The following is an 18,182-nucleotide window of genomic DNA, read 5'->3' on the forward strand; positions in this document are numbered from 1 at the left end:
ATTTTATGAATTAATTTATATAAAACGCTTAATTATAAAATCGACTTTTACACGTTTAGCCTGGCCAAGTAGTTTTTTAACTGGCTGCGGGTAATCGTCCATTGTTTCTAAATCATTAGGGCCTGTTAAACGGCGACAATGTTTTAGTATTTCCTGCTTTTCGGTATCTATTGCTGGCATGATTGTTTGCTCAGCATCATCAATTAAAATACCGTTTTCAATATCAAGACCCCACGCACGAGGGTTTAAGTTATGGCCGCTTAATAAATGCTTAGTGCGGTCAGAGCAAATACCTTTTAAATGAAACGAATTGCTTTCATCTTTCCACAAGTACACATTTAAATTACCGTTATCGATATGACGTTTTTGCGATTTTACAAACTTGTGCAATATGGTTTCGTATAAATACGGCAATGCACCAATTTTGCTAAATGGCTCGCTTGGCGGTAAATAAAAGTCATTTGCTGTTTTATCGCCTACAACAATAGTTACGTGTTTACCTTGTTTTAATAACCGGCGCAAAGAGCGCATTAACGGTGCCGGAAAATTAAAATATGGCGTGTAAAGAACCAGCTCTTGCTCTGTAGTATCAAACAACGCTTTTATAATGCGGTTTAACTCGTTGTTACGCCGACCTAGCCCTAAAAACAAACGCACACCTAACGGCTGCGTATTTTTCTGCTCTGCCGATTTATAACTGGCTGATTTTAAATCGCGCATTAATTGCTTTTGTTCAAGCTTAAAGTCAGTTAAGCGTTTAAGTGGACGTGAGTCGATTCTTGGTACGGCAACAGAGCTAAGCAGCTGAGACTCAATAAAATCGACTACAGAGTCACACAGCTCGCTTTGTGTCACTAAAAAGTAGCGGTCGAGCCTGTAGCGCTCGTTATATTGCAAATACACATTATTTAAGCTTGCACCGCTGTAAAGTAAGGTATCGTCAATCACAAAACCTTTTAAGTGTAGTACACCAAAGAGCTCTTTAGCTTTTACGGGTACACCGTAAACTTGTACGTTTGATTTAAATTTTTCTAAAAAGTCACAATATAAACTTGCGTTACCGTCTGATTTTTCGGCGCCAATAAGGCCGCGTTGCGCGCGATGAAAATCTACCAGCACTTTTATTTCAAGTGCAGGGTTTGCTAATGACACGCGATGAAGCGCTTCTAAAATTTCGCGCCCTGCTTCGTCGTCTTGTAGGTACAACGCTGTAATGTAAATTCGTTTTTTTGCATTAGCAATTAAACGTAGCAATTGCGTGCGGTAATCTTGCGCATTGGTTAAGACGTTAACGTCTTTTGAAGTCAACCCAAATGCGGGTTTTTCCTGCCAAAATAACATAGTTGCCTATTCGCTTAGGTCACATAATCTATCAGTGACAAATAAAATTAGGTAAAACATAACAAAAAAATTCAAGGTGGTCATGAATTAACGCTGTTTTGTTGCCTGTTAGTCTATTTATTGAGCTACTTTAACGTATTAACTGTAAAAGCACATAGTACTAGTACACAATACTGCACAGCTTTTAGATTTGCTGAAAAAAATAATCACAGAATTTGTTTACTTGTGCCTTGTTTTTCTTAGAATCGAAGCCATTAAGTTCAGAATTAAACGTTTAGGAAAAGATCATGACTGAAGCAAAACATTGTAAGTTACTTATTTTAGGTTCTGGCCCTGCTGGTTACACAGCCGCAGTGTACGCAGCCCGTGCAAATTTAAACCCTGTTTTAATTACAGGTATTCAACAAGGTGGTCAATTAACAACGACTACCGAAGTTGAGAACTGGCCTGGCGATGCACACGGCCTAACAGGTCCAGCGTTAATGGATCGTATGAAAGAGCACGCTGAACGCTTTGAAACTGAAATTGTTTTTGATCACATTAATAAAGTTGATGTATCTAAACGCCCTTTCACGCTTACTGGCGATCAAGGCACTTACACATGTGACGCACTTATTATTGCAACTGGCGCGTCTGCTAAGTATTTAGGTTTAGAGTCTGAAACTAATTTCCAAGGTCGTGGTGTTTCGGCTTGTGCTACGTGTGATGGCTTTTTCTATAAAGGTCAAAAAGTGGCTGTAGTAGGCGGTGGTAATACAGCGGTTGAAGAAGCGCTTTATTTATCTAACATTGCTGATGAAGTTCATGTTATTCACCGTCGCGATAGTTTCCGCAGTGAAAAAATCCTTGCTGACCGTTTAGCTGAAAAAGCACAAAATGGTAACGTAGTATTACACTACAACCGTACTTTAGATGAAGTACTTGGCGATCAAATGGGTGTAACTGGCGTGCGTATCAAAGATGCACACTCAGACGCTACTGAAGAGCTTGATTTAGCAGGTGTATTTATTGCTATTGGCCATAAACCGAACACAGATATGTTTGAAGGCCAACTAGAGATGAAAGACGGCTATTTAGTTGTTGAGTCTGGCCTTAACGGTAACGCTACTCAAACAAGCGTAGCAGGCGTTTTTGCTGCGGGTGATGTGTCTGACCATATTTACCGTCAAGCAATCACATCAGCGGGTACAGGCTGTATGGCAGCCCTTGATGCAGAACGTTTCTTAGATAATCTGTAATCACACTAAAGATCTATGAATGAAGTGACCCCAGTAATTGGACTGTACAATTACTGGGGTTTTTTATATGCAAATATAGTAGTGTAAATGCATTCTTTATGGCCATTTATCGACGTCAAACCAGATTTCACTTCTCGTGTTAGTGAAAAAACAAAAATATTTGGTATCAACCAGTTAGGCATTACATTTACTCGGTTCAAAAAGCTAATAAATAAGCGTAAGCCAGACTCTGTTCAAAAAGGCGCCCAAGCTGAAACATTCAATTTTAGCAGTGTTTTACAACCTAAAAATTGGTATTACATGAACACTGTGCTCCACGCGCTGAGTTCGAACTATTATTTTAGATTTAAACTGTATAGCCGAAGTAAAGAAGCCTGAATACAATACCAATATTGAAATCAGGCTAAAGTAGGCGAGTAGAAGTGACCCCAATTTTATAGAATCACTTTATTAGCATCTTTATTTTCCTTAAATGCCATAATTACTTAGCGTCATGTTTACCTTCAAGAATTTCTTCTATAAATTTAGCGTTAAACGCCTCTAGATCTGCAGGGCTTCTACTTGTTACTAAGCCTCGATCAACACTTACTTCTTTGTCTACCCAGTTTGCGCCAGCGTTAATTAAATCGCTTTTAATACTTGGAAATGAAGTAACTGTGCGGTCGCGTAATTTATTTATCTCGGCAAGTAACCAAGGGGCATGACAAATAGCAGCTACGGGTTTATTTTTTTCTGCGCCAAAAAAACCGTCAATGAATGCTTTTGCATGTTTATCTTGGCGAAGAGAATCCGGATTAAATAAGCCACCAGGTAGCATTAAGGCGTCGTAGTCGCTGGCAGTTGCATCGGTTATAAATTTATCAACACTTACTTTATCGCCCCACTTGTCTTCGTCCCAACCGGTGATTTGACCTTCTTTAATAGATACTATATCAATATCCGCACCTGCATTTAACAAAGCATCTCGTGGAGATAATAGCTCACTTTGCTCAAAGCCATCGGTGGCTAAAATAGCAATTTTTTTGCCTTCTAAGCGCGTGCTGGTTTGTAATGTAGTCATTTAGATCTCCTTATAACATTTAATAAAGTGTTCGAATCACGTTATAAAAAGCATAAGGAATGCCAATTTTAAACCATTGAAAAATATAAATATTAATAAATAACATGACTAAAGCCATGTAAATCATTTAGAAGTTATGAATAATCTACATAAACCAAATACAACAAAGCTCTGATACTCAATGATTAAAATACCGAAGCTTTGCTTTTCCCATGAGCAAGTCCAGCGCCTACCACTTATGCTTGGCATTATGTTTATTCTTGTAGACGCACAACTTGTTGGCGTGATGGGCAAAACCCATAATTTTATATTTACTAGCCCCGAAAAGAACTAAGTAAACCTATTCAAAGTAAATCTTTTAATGCTTTAGCAGGTTTGAATACAGCTTTATTAGCGCCTTCTATTTCTATAGCTTCGCCTGTCTGCGGATTACGCCCTGTCCGCGCTGGATAGTAACTTAACGCAAACGTACCAAAACCATTAATTTGCACTTGGTCGCCTTCAGAAAGCGATTTAATTATCACTTTTTGCAAGCTTGCAAGTGCAGCTTGGGTATCTTTTTTTGTAAGGTCACTGCTTTTAGCTATTTGGGCAACAAGATCGGCTTTGTTCATTTTAGGCTCCTAAATGCACGCTTACTCAGGGTTTGTTAAGCGTAAGAATATGATGATGAATTAATAAAGCCACGCAGGCTAAGGCTTACAGGGCAACAAGTCAACCTTGTAGTTGCTTGGTGTTATGTGGTAAAAACTTCCCTGACTTCTTTTTGTATAATTTAGGTAGTATATGCACGCATTAATTGAATACATTCCGCTCATATTATTCTTTGCGGTATTTAAATTGGTTGATATTTACTGGGCAACGGGCCTTTTAATGGCAACCACACTTATCCAAGTTGCCTATAGCTACTTTAAACACGGTAACGTTCCTACCCGCCAGTGGATATTTTTTGGTATTGCTGCTGTATTTGGTACGCTCACTTTAGTTTTTCATGATGAGCAGTATATAAAATGGAAAGCCACAATAATTTACGCCGGTTTAAGCTTAACCTTACTTGTGAGCCGTTATGTACTTAATAAAAACCTGGTTAAAAAAGCATTAAGCTCAATACTCGAAAACGCGAACGATTCAAAACTAGAAATTAAAGTGCCAGAGCCTCTATGGAACAAACTTAATTTAATGTGGGTTGCCATAACAGCCGGTATTGCGGTGCTCAATATTTACATTGCTTATAACTTTTCACTCGATTTTTGGGTTAACTTTAAAGTGTTTGGCTTGATGGGCATTACGTTTGTGAGTATTTTTGCCACTATTATTGCTTTATACAAATACCTACCAGACGAAGAAGAACCTGCTAAGTAAGTTTCTATCGTCATAAAAATGTCGTCTTTGCTTGTTAGTTTGTAAAAAAACGCAATCAGAGACGACCTTGAACGCCAATCAATACCGCTGGTTTGAATTTACCCTCATTTTTATAACGTTGCCTTTAATAGGTTTTTCGTTACGCGATTATTTAGCTAACTGGCTTATTCCCGCGTTAATAATTTTAATGAGTGTTTGTTGTATGTTGCTGCTTAGCGATCCGCACTTTAAACGCTTTAGACTCACAAGCCTTGGGCAGTTCTCTGCTGTTAAAAGGCGTATATTTAGCTTCTTTTTTTTAGGCGCCCTGTTCTCGGGTATGTTTTACGGCATTATCCACCAAGGAAACTGGTTTACCTTGCCCCTAAACTCTTTTAACGACTGGCTACTTTTAATTGTGTTGTATCCGCTGCTTTCAGTATTACCGCAAGAACTAATATTTAGAACCTACTTTTTCCATCGCTATAAACGCATTATGCCAAAAAAAGGTATTCGTATAATTGTTAGTGCCACTGTGTTTGCGCTTGCGCATTTAGTGTATGCAAATTGGATTGCGGTAGGAGTAGCATTTTTAGGCGGGTTACTCTTTTCGTATACCTATGCACAAAGCCGCTCAACGTTTGTGTGTGTTATTGAACATAGCTTGTGGGGTATTTGGATGTTTACCCTTGGAATTGGCAGCTACTTAAACTCTGGTGCACTTAGTTAAACAAAAAAGCCGCGTTAAATAACGCGGCTAATCGTGTTTAAAATGCAGTTTAGATTAAAAGCCAAATAACTTAAAATCAAAAAACTTTGTGGCTACGGTATTAATAAATATTAATAGCAAAATAACCGGTATGAACGTTGAGAGTGAAAAGTTAACGTATTTTTCTGTAAAACTACCTGCATATTTCGGCGAGCCTTGGCTTAGCTCTTGCGTTAAACGCACCTTTTTCCAGCGATACATTACAAACAGACAAACCATTAAGCCATTAAACGGTAAAATAGTGTCGTAAAATACGTCATACACAATATCAAAGAAGCTTTTATTACCACTGCCATAACTAGTAAGCGACGTTAAACTATCTACCATACCAAACGACATAGTACATAAAACGGTTAGCACACCTGTTGCTAACGTTAAAATGCCCAGTGCTTTTTTACGGCTAATACCTTTGCGGTCGCTCAGTGTTGCTGTAGGTACTTCTACAATAGAAACCAGCGATGTAATTGCTGCAAAAAAGACTAACAAGAAAAACGAAAATGCGACGGCTGATGCACCAAAGTAGCCAATATCATTTTGCAGCGCTAATAATATTTTTGGTAAATATACAAAAATCATTGAAACAGATGAGTCTGAAAGTGCAGCTGGGTCTGTATTTGGGTCAAAACTAAAGATTGCAGGTAACACCATTAAGCCTGCAACAAATGCAACTAACGAATCGGTAATGGCAACCATTTTAGCACTGCCAACTATGTCATCTTTTTTAGATATGTAAGATGCATAAGTCATTAAAATACCCATACCTAACGACAATGAGAAAAACGCTTGGCTTAGAGCTCCATTTAACACGCTGGCACTCATTTTAGAAAAGTCAGGAATTATATAATACTTAACACCGGCCATCGCGTTATCAAGCGTTAATACGTAGGCAACAAGCGCTAAAAGCATTACAAAAAGCGCAGGCATTAAAAACTTAGCCGCTTTTTCAATACCTTGCTTAACACCCCCAAGTAAAATTAGGTTAACGATAACAACAACAACAGCCATGTAACCAAATACAGTATAACTATTTATAAAACTGCCAAAATGACTAGGGTCGGCAAGTGCATCTAAATTGCCCATAGCTGTTTGACTTAAGTAACCAAAAATCCAAACAGTAATAACCATATAAAATACAGCAATCATAAATGGAGTTAACACGGCTAAAAAACCTGCAATTTTCCATTTTTTATCATTATCAGCCAAAGCTTTGTAAGCGCCTAAAGGATCTTTTTGCGCTTTACGCCCCATTGCCATTTCGGCCATCATCACTGGTAAACAGATAAATGCGACAAACAGAGCGTAGACGAGTAAAAATGCGCCGCCACCATTTTTTGTTGCAGAAACAGGAAAACCAACTAAATTACCTATGCCAACTGCAGACCCTGCAGCTGCTAATATGAATCCGAGGCGGGAACTAAAGTGCTCTCTATTTTCGCTCATGCGTTAACCTTGTTATTATTTATGTTATCCAAGCGACTCTACCAGTGTTACACCGCGCTTTTCAAGCAATTGCAGCGTAAAAAATAATTCTTGGTGTAAACCTGTGTAAATACGCTTTTAATTCACCAACTATCAACGCTGTGGTATTATTTGATTAAACAAATTTAACAAAATTATGAGATTTATTATGTTGTACATGATTTACTCAACTGACGTTGAAAACAGCCTAGAGCTTAGAAAAGCAGCTCGTCCTGCCCATTTAGCGCGCTTACATGAGCTTGACGAACAAAACCGTTTATTTACAGCAGGTCCTTTACCTGCAATTGATAGCGAAGACCCACAAGATGCTGGTTTTACAGGTTCTTTAGTTATTGCAGAATTTGGATCTTTAGAAGAAGCTCGTGAGTGGGCTGCTGCTGACCCATACGTTGCTGGTGGTGTCTATGATAATTCAGTAGTTAAACCATTTAAAAAAGTGTTACCCGCTTAATTGTGATATGCCCTGAGGTCAGTTGCTATCTTACAATTCAGGGTTTGTTCACAGGATTTTAATTAAAATTGTATAAGTAAAACTAAATTAAACGTTTTTACTTGAATTTTAGTAACTTAGTTAATTAAACTAGGTGGGTCTGGTCTAGGAGTTTCCGTCATGCGCGTATTATTAAGCCTAAGTTTAATTGCTTGTATTAGCTTTGCTAATTTTGCTCAAGCAGCTACAACGAGTACAAAAACAGCAAAAGCTGAGGTAAGCAAAAAGAAAGCTGTAATACTTGCTAAACAATCCATAGACGGTAAAACCCTTAAAATTACCGATAAAACAGATTTTTATACCGTACGAATACTCAAATCTGACGGCCACGTCGTTGATTTACATATAAATAAAAAAACCGGCGAAGTGAAAAAGGATTAACAAATGCGAATTTTAGTTATAGAAGACGATTTACATTTAGCAGATAACCTACGTAACGCACTGGAAAAAGAGCGCTATAGTGTGGATTTATGCCACGATGGTGAAGCAGGTCTTTTCCACATTACAGAATACCCGCTTGATATGGCCGTAGTTGATTTAGGATTACCTAAAATAGACGGTATTGAGTTAATTAATAAAGCACGTGCACAAGGCATAACAATCCCTATTTTAATATTAACAGCGCGTGACCGTTGGCAAGATAAAGTAGAAGGATTAGATGCAGGTGCAGATGATTACTTAACTAAGCCATTTCATGTAGAAGAATTAATAGCACGTTGTAATGCCTTAATTCGTCGAAGTGCAGGTAAAGCAAACCCAGAAATGACTGCTGGACCTATCAAAATTCATACACGCTCTCAGCAAGTATGGGTTGATGATAAAGAGCTCAGCCTAACAGCGTACGAGTACAAAGTACTTGAATACTTAATGGTTAACCCTCAAAAAGTGATTTCTAAATCAGAGCTTACTGAACACATATACGACCAAGATTTCGATCTTGATTCGAATGTAATTGAAGTGTTTGTACTTCGCTTACGTAAAAAACTTGACCCTGAAGGCACATTAAACCCAGTAGAAACACTACGCGGGCGTGGTTACAGGCTTAAAAGTCAGTGGTAGCACCTCAAATATCGCTTAAAATAAGGCAAGGATTTATCCTTGTCTTTGTTTTATTAGTCGCACTGCCCATATTATTTTACTCAATTGGTAAAGCGTATTACGCTTCATTAGTTGATGCGACAGAAAAAACCCTCGAAGCACAGCTCTACTCTTTAATCTCTGAAGTGGACTTTACAGAGCATGGTATTATTATGCCAAGCACTATTCTCGCGCCAGAACTCAACAGATTAAATTCAGATACCTACGCCATGATTTACCGCGACAACGATCCTATTTGGCACTCTGAGTCGGCGGTTAATGTTAACTTTGTTCCCCAGCAAATAGAGACTAAGGCAGGTGCCGCTGATTTTCGCCGCGTTGAATATAAAAATACAGTGTATTGGCAACTGAGTCTTACTGTCATTCTTAATAACATTGACCAATCTGAACAAGCCCGCTTTATATTAGTAAAACGAAATGACGCTCTGCTTAGGTTAATGGATGGTTTCAAACAAACCTTGGTTGATTGGATGTTCATTATGGGTATTGCAATCGCTGGGCTTATGGCGATTGGATTTATTTGGAGTGCACGGCCGCTGCAACGCCTCGATAAAGAGATAAAAGCAATTGAATCGGGCGATATCCAAGAAATTAAAGGGCTCTACCCTGTTGAACTGCAAACAATAAAGTCAGACCTTAATTTATTACTTGAGTCACAACAGCGCCAAAAAGAACGCTACAGAGCGTCATTAAGTGACCTTGCACATGCACTTAAAACACCACTTGCAGTGCTTAAATCAAGCCCGCTTGCAAACGATGCCGACGCACAAGAACAATTAGACCGCATTAATGTGATGATCGAGCATCAGTTGAAACGTGCTGCCACTGGCGCATCTGACACATGGAAAAAACAAACACCGGTTAAGCCTGTGGTTGATTCTATTTTAAATGCCATGGCCAAGGTTTATCGTGATAAAGATATTATATTTAACTGCACTGTGACTGAAAAAGACTACTTTTTGGGTGATCAAACCGATTTAATGGAGTTACTTGGTAACTTAATTGATAACGCGTGTAAAGCATGTCGTTCACAGGTAGAAGTCCAAGTGATTCAAGCTAAAACGCTTTGTATTGGTATAAGTGATGATGGTCCAGGTGTGCCTGAAGATAAACGGGAATCGCTTCTTACACGAGGTACTCGCCTTGATACATACGAAAGTGGACACGGTGTAGGCATGGCAATTGTATCTGATTTAGTTAAGTCGTATCACGGCACGCTTACTATTACTAAGTCTGATACATTAGGCGGTGCGCAATTTATTTTAGAGTTTAATTACAATGACAAAAAATAATGCTTTTACTAAATTAGCAGCAAGTGTGCTGTTACTTGCAAGCCAATACAGCTTTGCTGACGACACCTGTACATTAGCAGCAAACGCAAGGACTGACGAAGCTAAGCGATACATTCAGTGCCTTGATAGTGAACTTGAAAGAGCAAAGCAAGTACAAGGCACTTGGATACAAAAACGTAATTATGAGCTAGGACAAATAGAGGACTCCACAGGAAATACCCAAGTGTTACCTTTATTTAAAAGAAGTATTATTGACCACGAAAAATATATTGAAAGCAGCTGCCAATGGCGCTATTTGCTAAAACTTCCTAATGCTACAACAGCAGCTATGAGCTACAAGCAGTGTGAAATTCAATTAACACATCAGTTTACTGACATTTTAAAAACGCCAGTAAACTAGTAAATTAGCTGACTCAATCTCGCTCTATTTTTTCGCCACTGCCTAACATGGTGGCGACCCACTTACCTTCTTCACTTGCTTCTAATGCAATTTTAACAATCATTGTTAGTGGCACTGATAGCAACATACCTACAGTGCCCAGCAACCAGCCCCAAAATATTAATGATAAAAACACCACTAAAGTAGAAAGCCCAAGTCCCTTACCCATAAATTTAGGCTCTATGATATTACCCATAACAGTATTTATAGTTAAGTAGCCTGCTCCAACAAGCCCAGCAACTAAAGGACCTTGCGTTATTAAGGCAAGCAATACGGCTGGCACCGCAGCAATAATAGAACCTATATTAGGGATGTAATTGAACATAAATGCTAATACACCCCACAATACAAAGTAATCTACATCTAAAATCCATAAATAAAACGCAGCTATAGTCCCCGTGCCCAAGCTGACAAGTGTTTTGATAGCCAAGTATGAGTTTATAGATTCTAAAAAGCGGTCAATCTGCTTCATTTTGTTGTCAGGGTCTTTAAGTGCCGCATGAATTTTGTTTCGCAGCATTGGCCCTTCAAACAACATAAAAACAACGGTTAATATAATCAAAAACATATTAGCCATTACGCCACCTAAACCAGTGAGCATATTAGTAGCTACATCAACCATTTTACCTGGGTCGAACATTGAAATAATTTGATCTTTGTTAATTAAAATATTGTACTGCGAAGCTAAGTCTACTAACCATACAAAATCTTCTTGAAGCTTTGCTTTGTATTGAGGTAATTGCTGCGAAAAGTCATTAACTGATTGCCCAACAAGGCCACCCAAACTAACACCTAAACCAACTATAATAAGTACAACCAGCATTACTGCTATACTTTTAGGTATGCCGTAACGTGCAAAAAATTTAATTAATGGATTACAAACAATGGCAATGAATGCCGCTAAAATAAAGGGAATAATAATTACGCTTGCTGATTTAATCCCTGCAAGTACGACTACTAAGGCTGCAAAAACTATCAAGCTTTTATTTACGCCAGTTAAACTTGCCAATTTATTAATCCTTTTATTAAAAATAAGGCTTTAGTGTAAGGCAAAAGCCAATTAAATGAAATATTTACCAAGTGATCATAAAAGTGAGCTTTACGTATAAATTTGCAAAGCTGTGTGCTTGCGAGCACTAATTAATCTACTAAACGGTTAATAGGTTTATTAAAATATTGAGCCATAATAACAGTAAGCTTGCTTTATTTGGCTGTAAACTTTATTTAAAACAAAGCAAGTTTGCATCTAAAAAGCAGGCCTTTAGAAATTAAATTCATTGCTGTTAACACTTAAAGTTTTTGAGGTATGTTTAATAACAAGTGTTTAGGTTACTTACTCACATTTAATTTAAGGATTAATAATGCATATATTTATTACCGGCGCTACAGGGCTAATAGGCAAACATTTATGCCCTTTTTTACTGCATCACAACACGGTGACCGTGCTTAGCCGTAATCCTACCAAAGCAAATGTACTGTTAAGCCATAAAGTAAACGCAGTAAGTGATATTAACGAGGTCGACTTTAATACCGTTGATGTTGTAATAAATCTTGCGGGCGAGCCCATAGTTAATAAGCGCTGGAGCAATAAGCAAAAACAAATAATTCGAAATAGCCGCCTTATTATCACAGAGCAAATTTCAAGCGCAATTAAAGGATGCTCTACCCCGCCACATACTTTTATATCTGGCAGCGCTATAGGCTATTATGGCCGTCAAGGCAATAAAGTTATCGACGAAAATTTTAATGAACCCCATAGCGAGTTTGCACACACCTTATGCAAAGATTGGGAAAACGCAGCGCTTGCAGCTCAATCAGACCAAACTCGTGTGTGCTTATTAAGAACTGGTATTGTGTTATCAAAAAAAGGAGGAGCACTTGCCAAAATGTTGCCAGCCTTTAAATTATGTTTAGGCGGCCCTATCGCAAGCGGTGAGCAGGGCATGTCGTGGATACACATCGATGATATGACGCAACTTATACTGTTTATAATTAAGCACAAAGAAGTATCTGGCCCTGTAAACGCAACAGCTCCCAACCCTGTTAGCAACGCTCAGTTCAGCAGATGCTTAGGAGAAGCTCTATCACGCCCGGCATTTATGCCTATGCCCGCCTTTGTGCTTAAAACGTTAATGGGTGAAATGTCTGATTTGCTCACAACAGGTCAGTTTGTAAAGCCTACTAAGCTTCAAGAACATCATTATCGTTTTCATCATACCGATATAAAATCGGCTTTTGAGAGTTTGGTTTAGCGAACGTTAATATACAAAAGGTTAGTATGGCGATTTAACAAAGCAGTACTTTTACCCTTATTGACCTTTTTTAGTTAATACATAATAATTAGGTGACAATAACATTAGTACCCCTTACCTATAAAGAGAGCTAAACGTGTTACATCTCCCTACTGTGATTTGCCTCTCTTTTATCCTTAACGTCATAATAGGTATATTCTTTTTATCTGTTTATAAATATAAAGACCAATCCGCATTTTTATTATTTAGCCTAGCTTGCTTTTCTTTTGCGACTGCAGAAGTACTTGCGAGTATTCGAATTTATATAGATATTCCTTTTGTAACTCGCTATTTAGCTAATATTTTTATTATTTTAAGTCCATTGCTAATAATTATTGGGTTGATTAAATATAAAAATACACAAAATATCAGCTTAATGCCCTTGTACTGTATTTTAGGATTTTCTGCATTTTTTTTATTGGCCATCTATCCCTATGATGCTGCAAAAATGCTGACGAGCTTAATTATTGCGGGTCTATTTATTTACTCCGGTTATTTAATTAAAAGCATGAGTTTTGTCGCTAAAATCCACAAAAAGGCACTAACTATTAGTTTTTTAGTGCACAGCGTAGTTATGATTTTACAAGTAGCAGTGCTATCAATACCCGTTCTTAGTAGAAACATGGTTGATATAACCGCTCCCTTACAAACAATCCTCATCAGTCATTTAATATTAGCAACCCTGAGTGCACTTCTCCTTCCATTTTTGCTATTTTCAAACACTGAATACACGCTTTCAAACCTAGCTAATACTGACTCCCTAACCCAGCTTTTCAATAGGCGAGGTTTTTTTAACAAAGCCAAAGAGTCGCTTAATCATCTAAGTAATAAGGGCAAGAGCGTAAGTATAATTATTTTAGATATTGATTTTTTTAAACGCGTGAATGATGAATATGGTCACGATACAGGTGATCATGCAATTAAATGGATCGCCCAAAATATTAAAGAACAATTTATGAACGCAGGCATTAGCGCAAGAATAGGCGGGGAAGAATTTGCAATTCTACTGCCTGACTACACCTTAAGTGCAGCAAGGGAATCTGCAGAGTATTTACGTGAAAATATATCCCAGCACCCTTTTTATTATCAAGGCGCTTATATAAACCTTTCTGTTAGTGCTGGTGTAAGCTCTACAATGAACGGCAGAATGAGCATAAAGGATTTGCTCTCATTAGCGGATAAACGACTCTACCTCGCTAAAGAAACAGGCAGAGATAAAGTTGTTACCCTAGATGAAAGACAGTTGTTATTACAAAACTAAATTATCGCCTCTTAAATTTATCAATCGCATAAAAAAAGCCCTTCAGTTGAAGGGCTAAAACACACAATCTAGTTTTATATTTTAGGGCTCTAATTACTTACAAGAGAGTGTTGCGCCATTAGCTTTATTAGGCACAAACTGTATATTCGCAACTGATACCGAAGCCTTAGCGTTGCTATGTAAGCTAAATGGGCTGGTTAGGCTTGCAAAGTTAACACCCTTATCAGCATAACAACCTAAATCGACAGAAACTGATTGCCATTTATTAATAACAGTTTTGTCTACTATTTTTGCTAAATCAATGCTTGCGCCACATGCACCTGAACATGACATTGCTAAATCAACAGGGCCAGTTAGAGCCTCATTTAATTTTATATCAAAGCTGATAACCGCATCGGCTTCTAAGTAGGCAATAGTGTCTTCTGCAAAACTAGTCACTATTTCTGCACTGGCTTTTTCAGTACCACTAAAGTTAAATTGACGTGCATCCTCTTGGACTGTTTTATCTTCAGTCCGGTATTTGATTGCGCCAAACTCGTGTGTGCTGCTCGATACATCTAAAAGTTCATCGCCCGATTTAAGTAGTAATCTCCATGGAGCTATTGGCGCACCCACTAAAATGTCCATCCTGGTAAGTGCAGAGTTGTCTAATTTAGAGTCCTCATCTAGGTTATCAGCCAGTACATTTTTATCACCATATGTTAAACCAAAGCCATACGGTAATAATGGGCTGTAATCTTCATCACCTTTATTAACGGTGCTTTGCACAGCCGATTTAGGCCAAGAAAATGACAACTTACCTTTAAAGTTATGTTGGGTCGCCCCATCTTTAGCTTTTAATATTACATCAGCAATGCCTGCGCCCTCGGTACCTGGTAACCAGGCGGCGACAAACGCATCAGACGCATTTAGCTCACTATTAACCCACATAGGGCGCCCCGATATAAATACAGAAACAACTGGGATCCCTTTTGCTTTTAATGACTTTAAAAGTGCTAAAGATTTTTTATTACCGCGTTCAAATTCTAAATTATCTCTATCGCCATGCCCTTCGGCGTATGGCTCTTCGCCAAATACAACAATGGCAACATCTGGACGTTGCTCAAACGTACCATCAGCACTTAATATCGCTTTACCACCAGCGGCTGAAATTTGCTCTTCAAGTCCTTTGTAAATTGACGTTGCACCAGGGAAATCAGCATTTTTATTATTAGTCCCTTGCCAAGTAATACTCCACCCGCCCGACTGCTTGCCTATGTTATCGGCACCATCGCCTGCAACGAGTACAGTTTGGTTGGCAGCAAGTGGTAAAATATTGTTTTTATTTTTGAGTAATACCAACGACTCACGGACCGCTTGACGAGCAACTTCACGATGCTCCTGTGCACCAATTAACTCTGTTTTACCCGAAAACTGACGCTTAGCAGGGCTTGGCTTATCAAATAAACCTGCGCGTAATTTAACGCGTAAAATCCTTGCTACCGCATCATCAATGCGCGACATACTGATTTCGCCAGATTTAACTTGTGCAATTGTGTTCTCGTACAAAGGCTTCCAAGCACCTGTTGGTACCATAAAAATATCAAGCCCTGCATTAACTGCTTGCGCACAGCTTTCGTTTGTACAGCCTTCAATTTGACCATGGCCATTCCAGTCACCAACAACAAAGCCATCAAAACCCATACGCGTTTTAAGAACGTCAGTTAATAAGTATTTATTACCGTGGTTTTTAACACCGTTCCAGCTATTAAAAGACGCCATTACAGATTGACTACCTGCCGATAACCCACCAACGTAACCTTGGGCGTGTATATCAAACAAATCTTGTTCGCTGTCGATATTATTACCTTGGTCATCGCCATCTACTGTACCGCCATCACCTAAAAAGTGCTTAACGGTACTAATTACACGCTTATCACTTAAAAAGTCGCCATCGGCTTTGCCTTGTAAACCATTTACAATAGCAGCAGAGTAATCACGTACTATTTGAGGATCTTCAGAGTATCCTTCGTACGTTCTTCCCCAGCGATCATCACGAACAACAGCAACGGTAGGAGCAAAAACCCAATCAATACCGGTTGCCATTACTTCTACAGCGGTGATAGATGCTATTTGCTCTATTAATTCAGGGTTATTAGCCGCACCTAAACCAATGTTATGCGGAAATAAGGTCGCGCCAATAACATTGTTATGACCATGTACAGCATCGGTGCCCCACATTGTCGGAATACTAGTGCCATCAAGCGAGTCATCTACAGAGGCTTGGTAAAAACTCTCTGCCAATCCAACCCAGTCCATAGGTGTTGCATGTTTGTCGCCATTAGGAAATGCACCACCACCGTTAAGGTATGAACCAAAGCCGTATTTGCGCATGTCTTCAACGGTAATATCGCGAATTTCTGGTTGAATCATTTGAGCTACTTTTTGCTCAAGCGTCATCGTTTTTAAATAATCCGCTATTTTGGCTTCAATTGCTGGGTCTTGCTTTACGGCAATATTAAGTTTTGGCCAAATTTGCTCTGTTTTAGATAACGCATTATTAGTTTCAGGGGTTGTTGTCGCGTCATTTGAACAAGCCGATAAACTACCTAGTGATGCAATTAATGTGGCAAGTGCTATTTTATTTAGTATAAAAGGGGTTTTCATTATAGAGTCTCCTGAGCTTGAACTGGTTTGCTTCCGCTTAAACCATAAAACACGATAAATATGTAACATAAAATAGGTAAAACATACGAAAGTTGAACACCCACACTATCAGCAAGCGCACCTTGTAAAAGCGGCACTATTGCCCCCCCTACAATCGCCAAACATAAAATACCAGAGCCCTGCGCGGTATGCTTACCAAGCCCATTCAACGCTAAACTAAAAATAGTGGGGAACATAATAGAATTGAATAAGCCAACCAATAGTATTGACCACATGGCTAATTGGCCCGATGTGCTCATAGCTATAACCACTAAAATAATAGCCATGGTTGCGTTAAAGCCAAGTACTTTACCAGCGGGTAATTTTTGCATTACAGCAGCACCAATAAAACGCCCAACCATAGCGCCACCAAAATAATAAGTAATGTAATGAGCAGCAACATGCTCTTTAAAACCGGCAATATTTTCTAGTGCTAAAAAACTTACTAAAAAGCTACCAATCGCCACCTCTGCACCTACATACGTAAAAATTCCCACAGCACCGAGCGTAAGGTGGCGGTATTGCCATGCACTGCCCTCAATGGTATTTGATTTTTCAGCGGCTTCTTTTTGCTCACTCATTATGTCTGGCAATTTAAGCCATGCAAAAATACCGGCTAATAAGATAAGCATGCCTGCTAAAAGTAAATAAGGAAGTTGTACCGACTCTGCATTTTGCGCAGGCGTTAAAAAAGCTTCAGACGCCGAATCTAATATTAAGAAAGCACCAAACGTTGGAGCAACTGTAGTACCTAGCGCGTTAAACGCTTGTGTAAGCGTTAAACGAGATGATGCTGTTTTAGGTGAGCCTAATAAACTAACGTAAGGGTTAGCAGATACTTGCAGTAATGTTATGCCGCTTGCTAATACAAACAGGGCAAACAAAAATACCGGATAATTGTGCATAGCGGCTGCGGGATAAAAAAGCACGCACCCTAACGCCGCAATTAACAGTCCAACTACTATTCCTTTTTTATAACCAAGCTTTTTAACAATATACCCACTAGGTAAAGACATTAAAAAATAAGCGCCAAAAAAGCAAAATTGCACAAGCATGGCTTGCACATACGTTAAATCAAAAACCGCTTTTAAATGCGGGATCAAAATATCATTTAAACAGGTAATAAAACCCCACATAAAAAACAGTGAGGTTAAAGAAGTAAGTGCAAAACCATAGTTTTTATCTTGGTAATTTTGCGACTGTGTGTGTGATGTCAGTGGTGCTGAACTAGCCATGTGCTCTCCGCAATTTATTATTATAAATTGATCTTCAGTCCATTATTAATAAAAACCCCGCCAGGGCACAGTATTAAAGAGTTGACCTGAAGATTAATTAACATTAACCTAAAAATGTAAGCGCTTTCACGGCCAATTAAATACGAACATGTTACATATTTCA

The 18,182-nt window shown here is 38.6% G+C and carries 17 protein-coding genes; 10 read left to right on the plus strand and 7 right to left on the minus strand.

Annotated elements, in window-relative coordinates; all coding sequences use genetic code 11:
• Positions 1 to 15: 15 nt before the first annotated feature.
• Positions 16 to 1,341: a CDP-diacylglycerol--serine O-phosphatidyltransferase gene (gene pssA, locus J8L73_RS18005; RefSeq protein ID WP_211019120.1), complete on the minus strand. Its 1,326-nt coding sequence runs from the start codon at positions 1,339 to 1,341 to the stop codon at positions 16 to 18.
• A 287-nt stretch (positions 1,342 to 1,628) separates the two neighbouring features.
• Between pssA and trxB the strand changes: the two genes are divergently transcribed.
• Positions 1,629 to 2,579: a thioredoxin-disulfide reductase gene (trxB, locus tag J8L73_RS18010; RefSeq protein ID WP_058549786.1), complete on the plus strand. Its 951-nt coding sequence runs from the start codon at positions 1,629 to 1,631 to the stop codon at positions 2,577 to 2,579.
• A 481-nt stretch (positions 2,580 to 3,060) separates the two neighbouring features.
• Here the strand turns inward: trxB and J8L73_RS18015 are convergent, their stop codons facing one another.
• Positions 3,061 to 3,639, minus strand: a complete 579-nt coding sequence (locus J8L73_RS18015; RefSeq protein WP_210999539.1) for a type 1 glutamine amidotransferase domain-containing protein — start codon at positions 3,637 to 3,639, stop codon at positions 3,061 to 3,063.
• A gap of 344 nt (positions 3,640 to 3,983) precedes the next feature.
• On the minus strand, positions 3,984 to 4,253 hold the full coding sequence (locus tag J8L73_RS18020) for an HU family DNA-binding protein (RefSeq protein ID WP_211019122.1): 270 nt from the start codon (positions 4,251 to 4,253) through the stop codon (positions 3,984 to 3,986).
• A 172-nt stretch (positions 4,254 to 4,425) separates the two neighbouring features.
• Between J8L73_RS18020 and ispZ the strand changes: the two genes are divergently transcribed.
• Both ispZ and J8L73_RS18030 read left to right on the plus strand, forming a co-directional pair.
• A complete protein-coding gene (ispZ, locus tag J8L73_RS18025) occupies positions 4,426 to 5,001 on the plus strand; it encodes a septation protein IspZ (RefSeq protein ID WP_211019124.1) in 576 nt (191 codons plus the stop codon).
• A 67-nt stretch (positions 5,002 to 5,068) separates the two neighbouring features.
• Positions 5,069 to 5,710: a CPBP family intramembrane glutamic endopeptidase gene (locus J8L73_RS18030; protein WP_211019125.1), complete on the plus strand. Its 642-nt coding sequence runs from the start codon at positions 5,069 to 5,071 to the stop codon at positions 5,708 to 5,710.
• A gap of 54 nt (positions 5,711 to 5,764) precedes the next feature.
• Here the strand turns inward: J8L73_RS18030 and J8L73_RS18035 are convergent, their stop codons facing one another.
• On the minus strand, positions 5,765 to 7,189 hold the full coding sequence (locus J8L73_RS18035) for a sodium-dependent transporter (RefSeq protein WP_211019127.1): 1,425 nt from the start codon (positions 7,187 to 7,189) through the stop codon (positions 5,765 to 5,767).
• A 187-nt stretch (positions 7,190 to 7,376) separates the two neighbouring features.
• Between J8L73_RS18035 and J8L73_RS18040 the strand changes: the two genes are divergently transcribed.
• From J8L73_RS18040 to J8L73_RS18060, 5 genes are all read left to right on the plus strand, one after another.
• Entirely contained in the window at positions 7,377 to 7,679 is a 303-nt protein-coding gene (locus J8L73_RS18040; RefSeq protein WP_138681496.1) for a YciI family protein, read from the plus strand.
• 159 nt (positions 7,680 to 7,838) lie between these two features.
• Entirely contained in the window at positions 7,839 to 8,099 is a 261-nt protein-coding gene (locus tag J8L73_RS18045; RefSeq protein ID WP_138681495.1) for a PepSY domain-containing protein, read from the plus strand.
• 3 nt (positions 8,100 to 8,102) lie between these two features.
• Positions 8,103 to 8,777 (plus strand): response regulator transcription factor, encoded by a 675-nt coding sequence (locus J8L73_RS18050; RefSeq protein ID WP_058548980.1) that lies wholly within the window; start codon positions 8,103 to 8,105, stop codon positions 8,775 to 8,777.
• Positions 8,771 to 10,108, plus strand: coding sequence for an ATP-binding protein (locus tag J8L73_RS18055; RefSeq protein WP_211019135.1), 1,338 nt, complete (start codon positions 8,771 to 8,773; stop codon positions 10,106 to 10,108). Before J8L73_RS18050 ends, J8L73_RS18055 begins: the two co-directional genes overlap by 7 nt.
• Positions 10,095 to 10,508: a hypothetical protein gene (locus J8L73_RS18060; RefSeq protein ID WP_211019137.1), complete on the plus strand. Its 414-nt coding sequence runs from the start codon at positions 10,095 to 10,097 to the stop codon at positions 10,506 to 10,508. Before J8L73_RS18055 ends, J8L73_RS18060 begins: the two co-directional genes overlap by 14 nt.
• Positions 10,509 to 10,521: 13 nt before the next feature.
• Here J8L73_RS18060 and J8L73_RS18065 read toward each other — a convergent pair whose 3' ends face one another.
• Positions 10,522 to 11,556 (minus strand): AI-2E family transporter, encoded by a 1,035-nt coding sequence (locus J8L73_RS18065; RefSeq protein WP_210999548.1) that lies wholly within the window; start codon positions 11,554 to 11,556, stop codon positions 10,522 to 10,524.
• Positions 11,557 to 11,908: 352 nt separating this feature from the next.
• Between J8L73_RS18065 and J8L73_RS18070 the strand changes: the two genes are divergently transcribed.
• Together J8L73_RS18070 and J8L73_RS18075 are read left to right on the plus strand one after the other, a co-directional pair.
• Positions 11,909 to 12,799, plus strand: coding sequence for a TIGR01777 family oxidoreductase (locus tag J8L73_RS18070; protein WP_211019139.1), 891 nt, complete (start codon positions 11,909 to 11,911; stop codon positions 12,797 to 12,799).
• Positions 12,800 to 12,935: 136 nt separating this feature from the next.
• Positions 12,936 to 14,099: a GGDEF domain-containing protein gene (locus tag J8L73_RS18075; protein WP_211019141.1), complete on the plus strand. Its 1,164-nt coding sequence runs from the start codon at positions 12,936 to 12,938 to the stop codon at positions 14,097 to 14,099.
• Positions 14,100 to 14,192: 93 nt separating this feature from the next.
• On the opposite strand, the gene J8L73_RS18080 is transcribed toward J8L73_RS18075, so the two are convergent.
• A complete protein-coding gene (locus J8L73_RS18080; protein WP_211019143.1) occupies positions 14,193 to 16,745 on the minus strand; it encodes a glycoside hydrolase family 3 N-terminal domain-containing protein in 2,553 nt (850 codons plus the stop codon).
• Positions 16,745 to 18,019 carry a sugar MFS transporter gene (locus J8L73_RS18085; protein WP_211019145.1) on the minus strand — a complete coding sequence of 425 codons (1,275 nt, stop codon included), beginning with the start codon at positions 18,017 to 18,019 and terminating at the stop codon, positions 16,745 to 16,747. Before J8L73_RS18085 ends, J8L73_RS18080 begins: the two co-directional genes overlap by 1 nt.
• Positions 18,020 to 18,182: the final 163 nt, after the last annotated feature.

It is taken from the genome of Pseudoalteromonas sp. MMG006, assembly GCF_018101025.1.
In the GTDB taxonomy this organism is placed as follows: Bacteria; Pseudomonadota; Gammaproteobacteria; order Enterobacterales; family Alteromonadaceae; genus Pseudoalteromonas.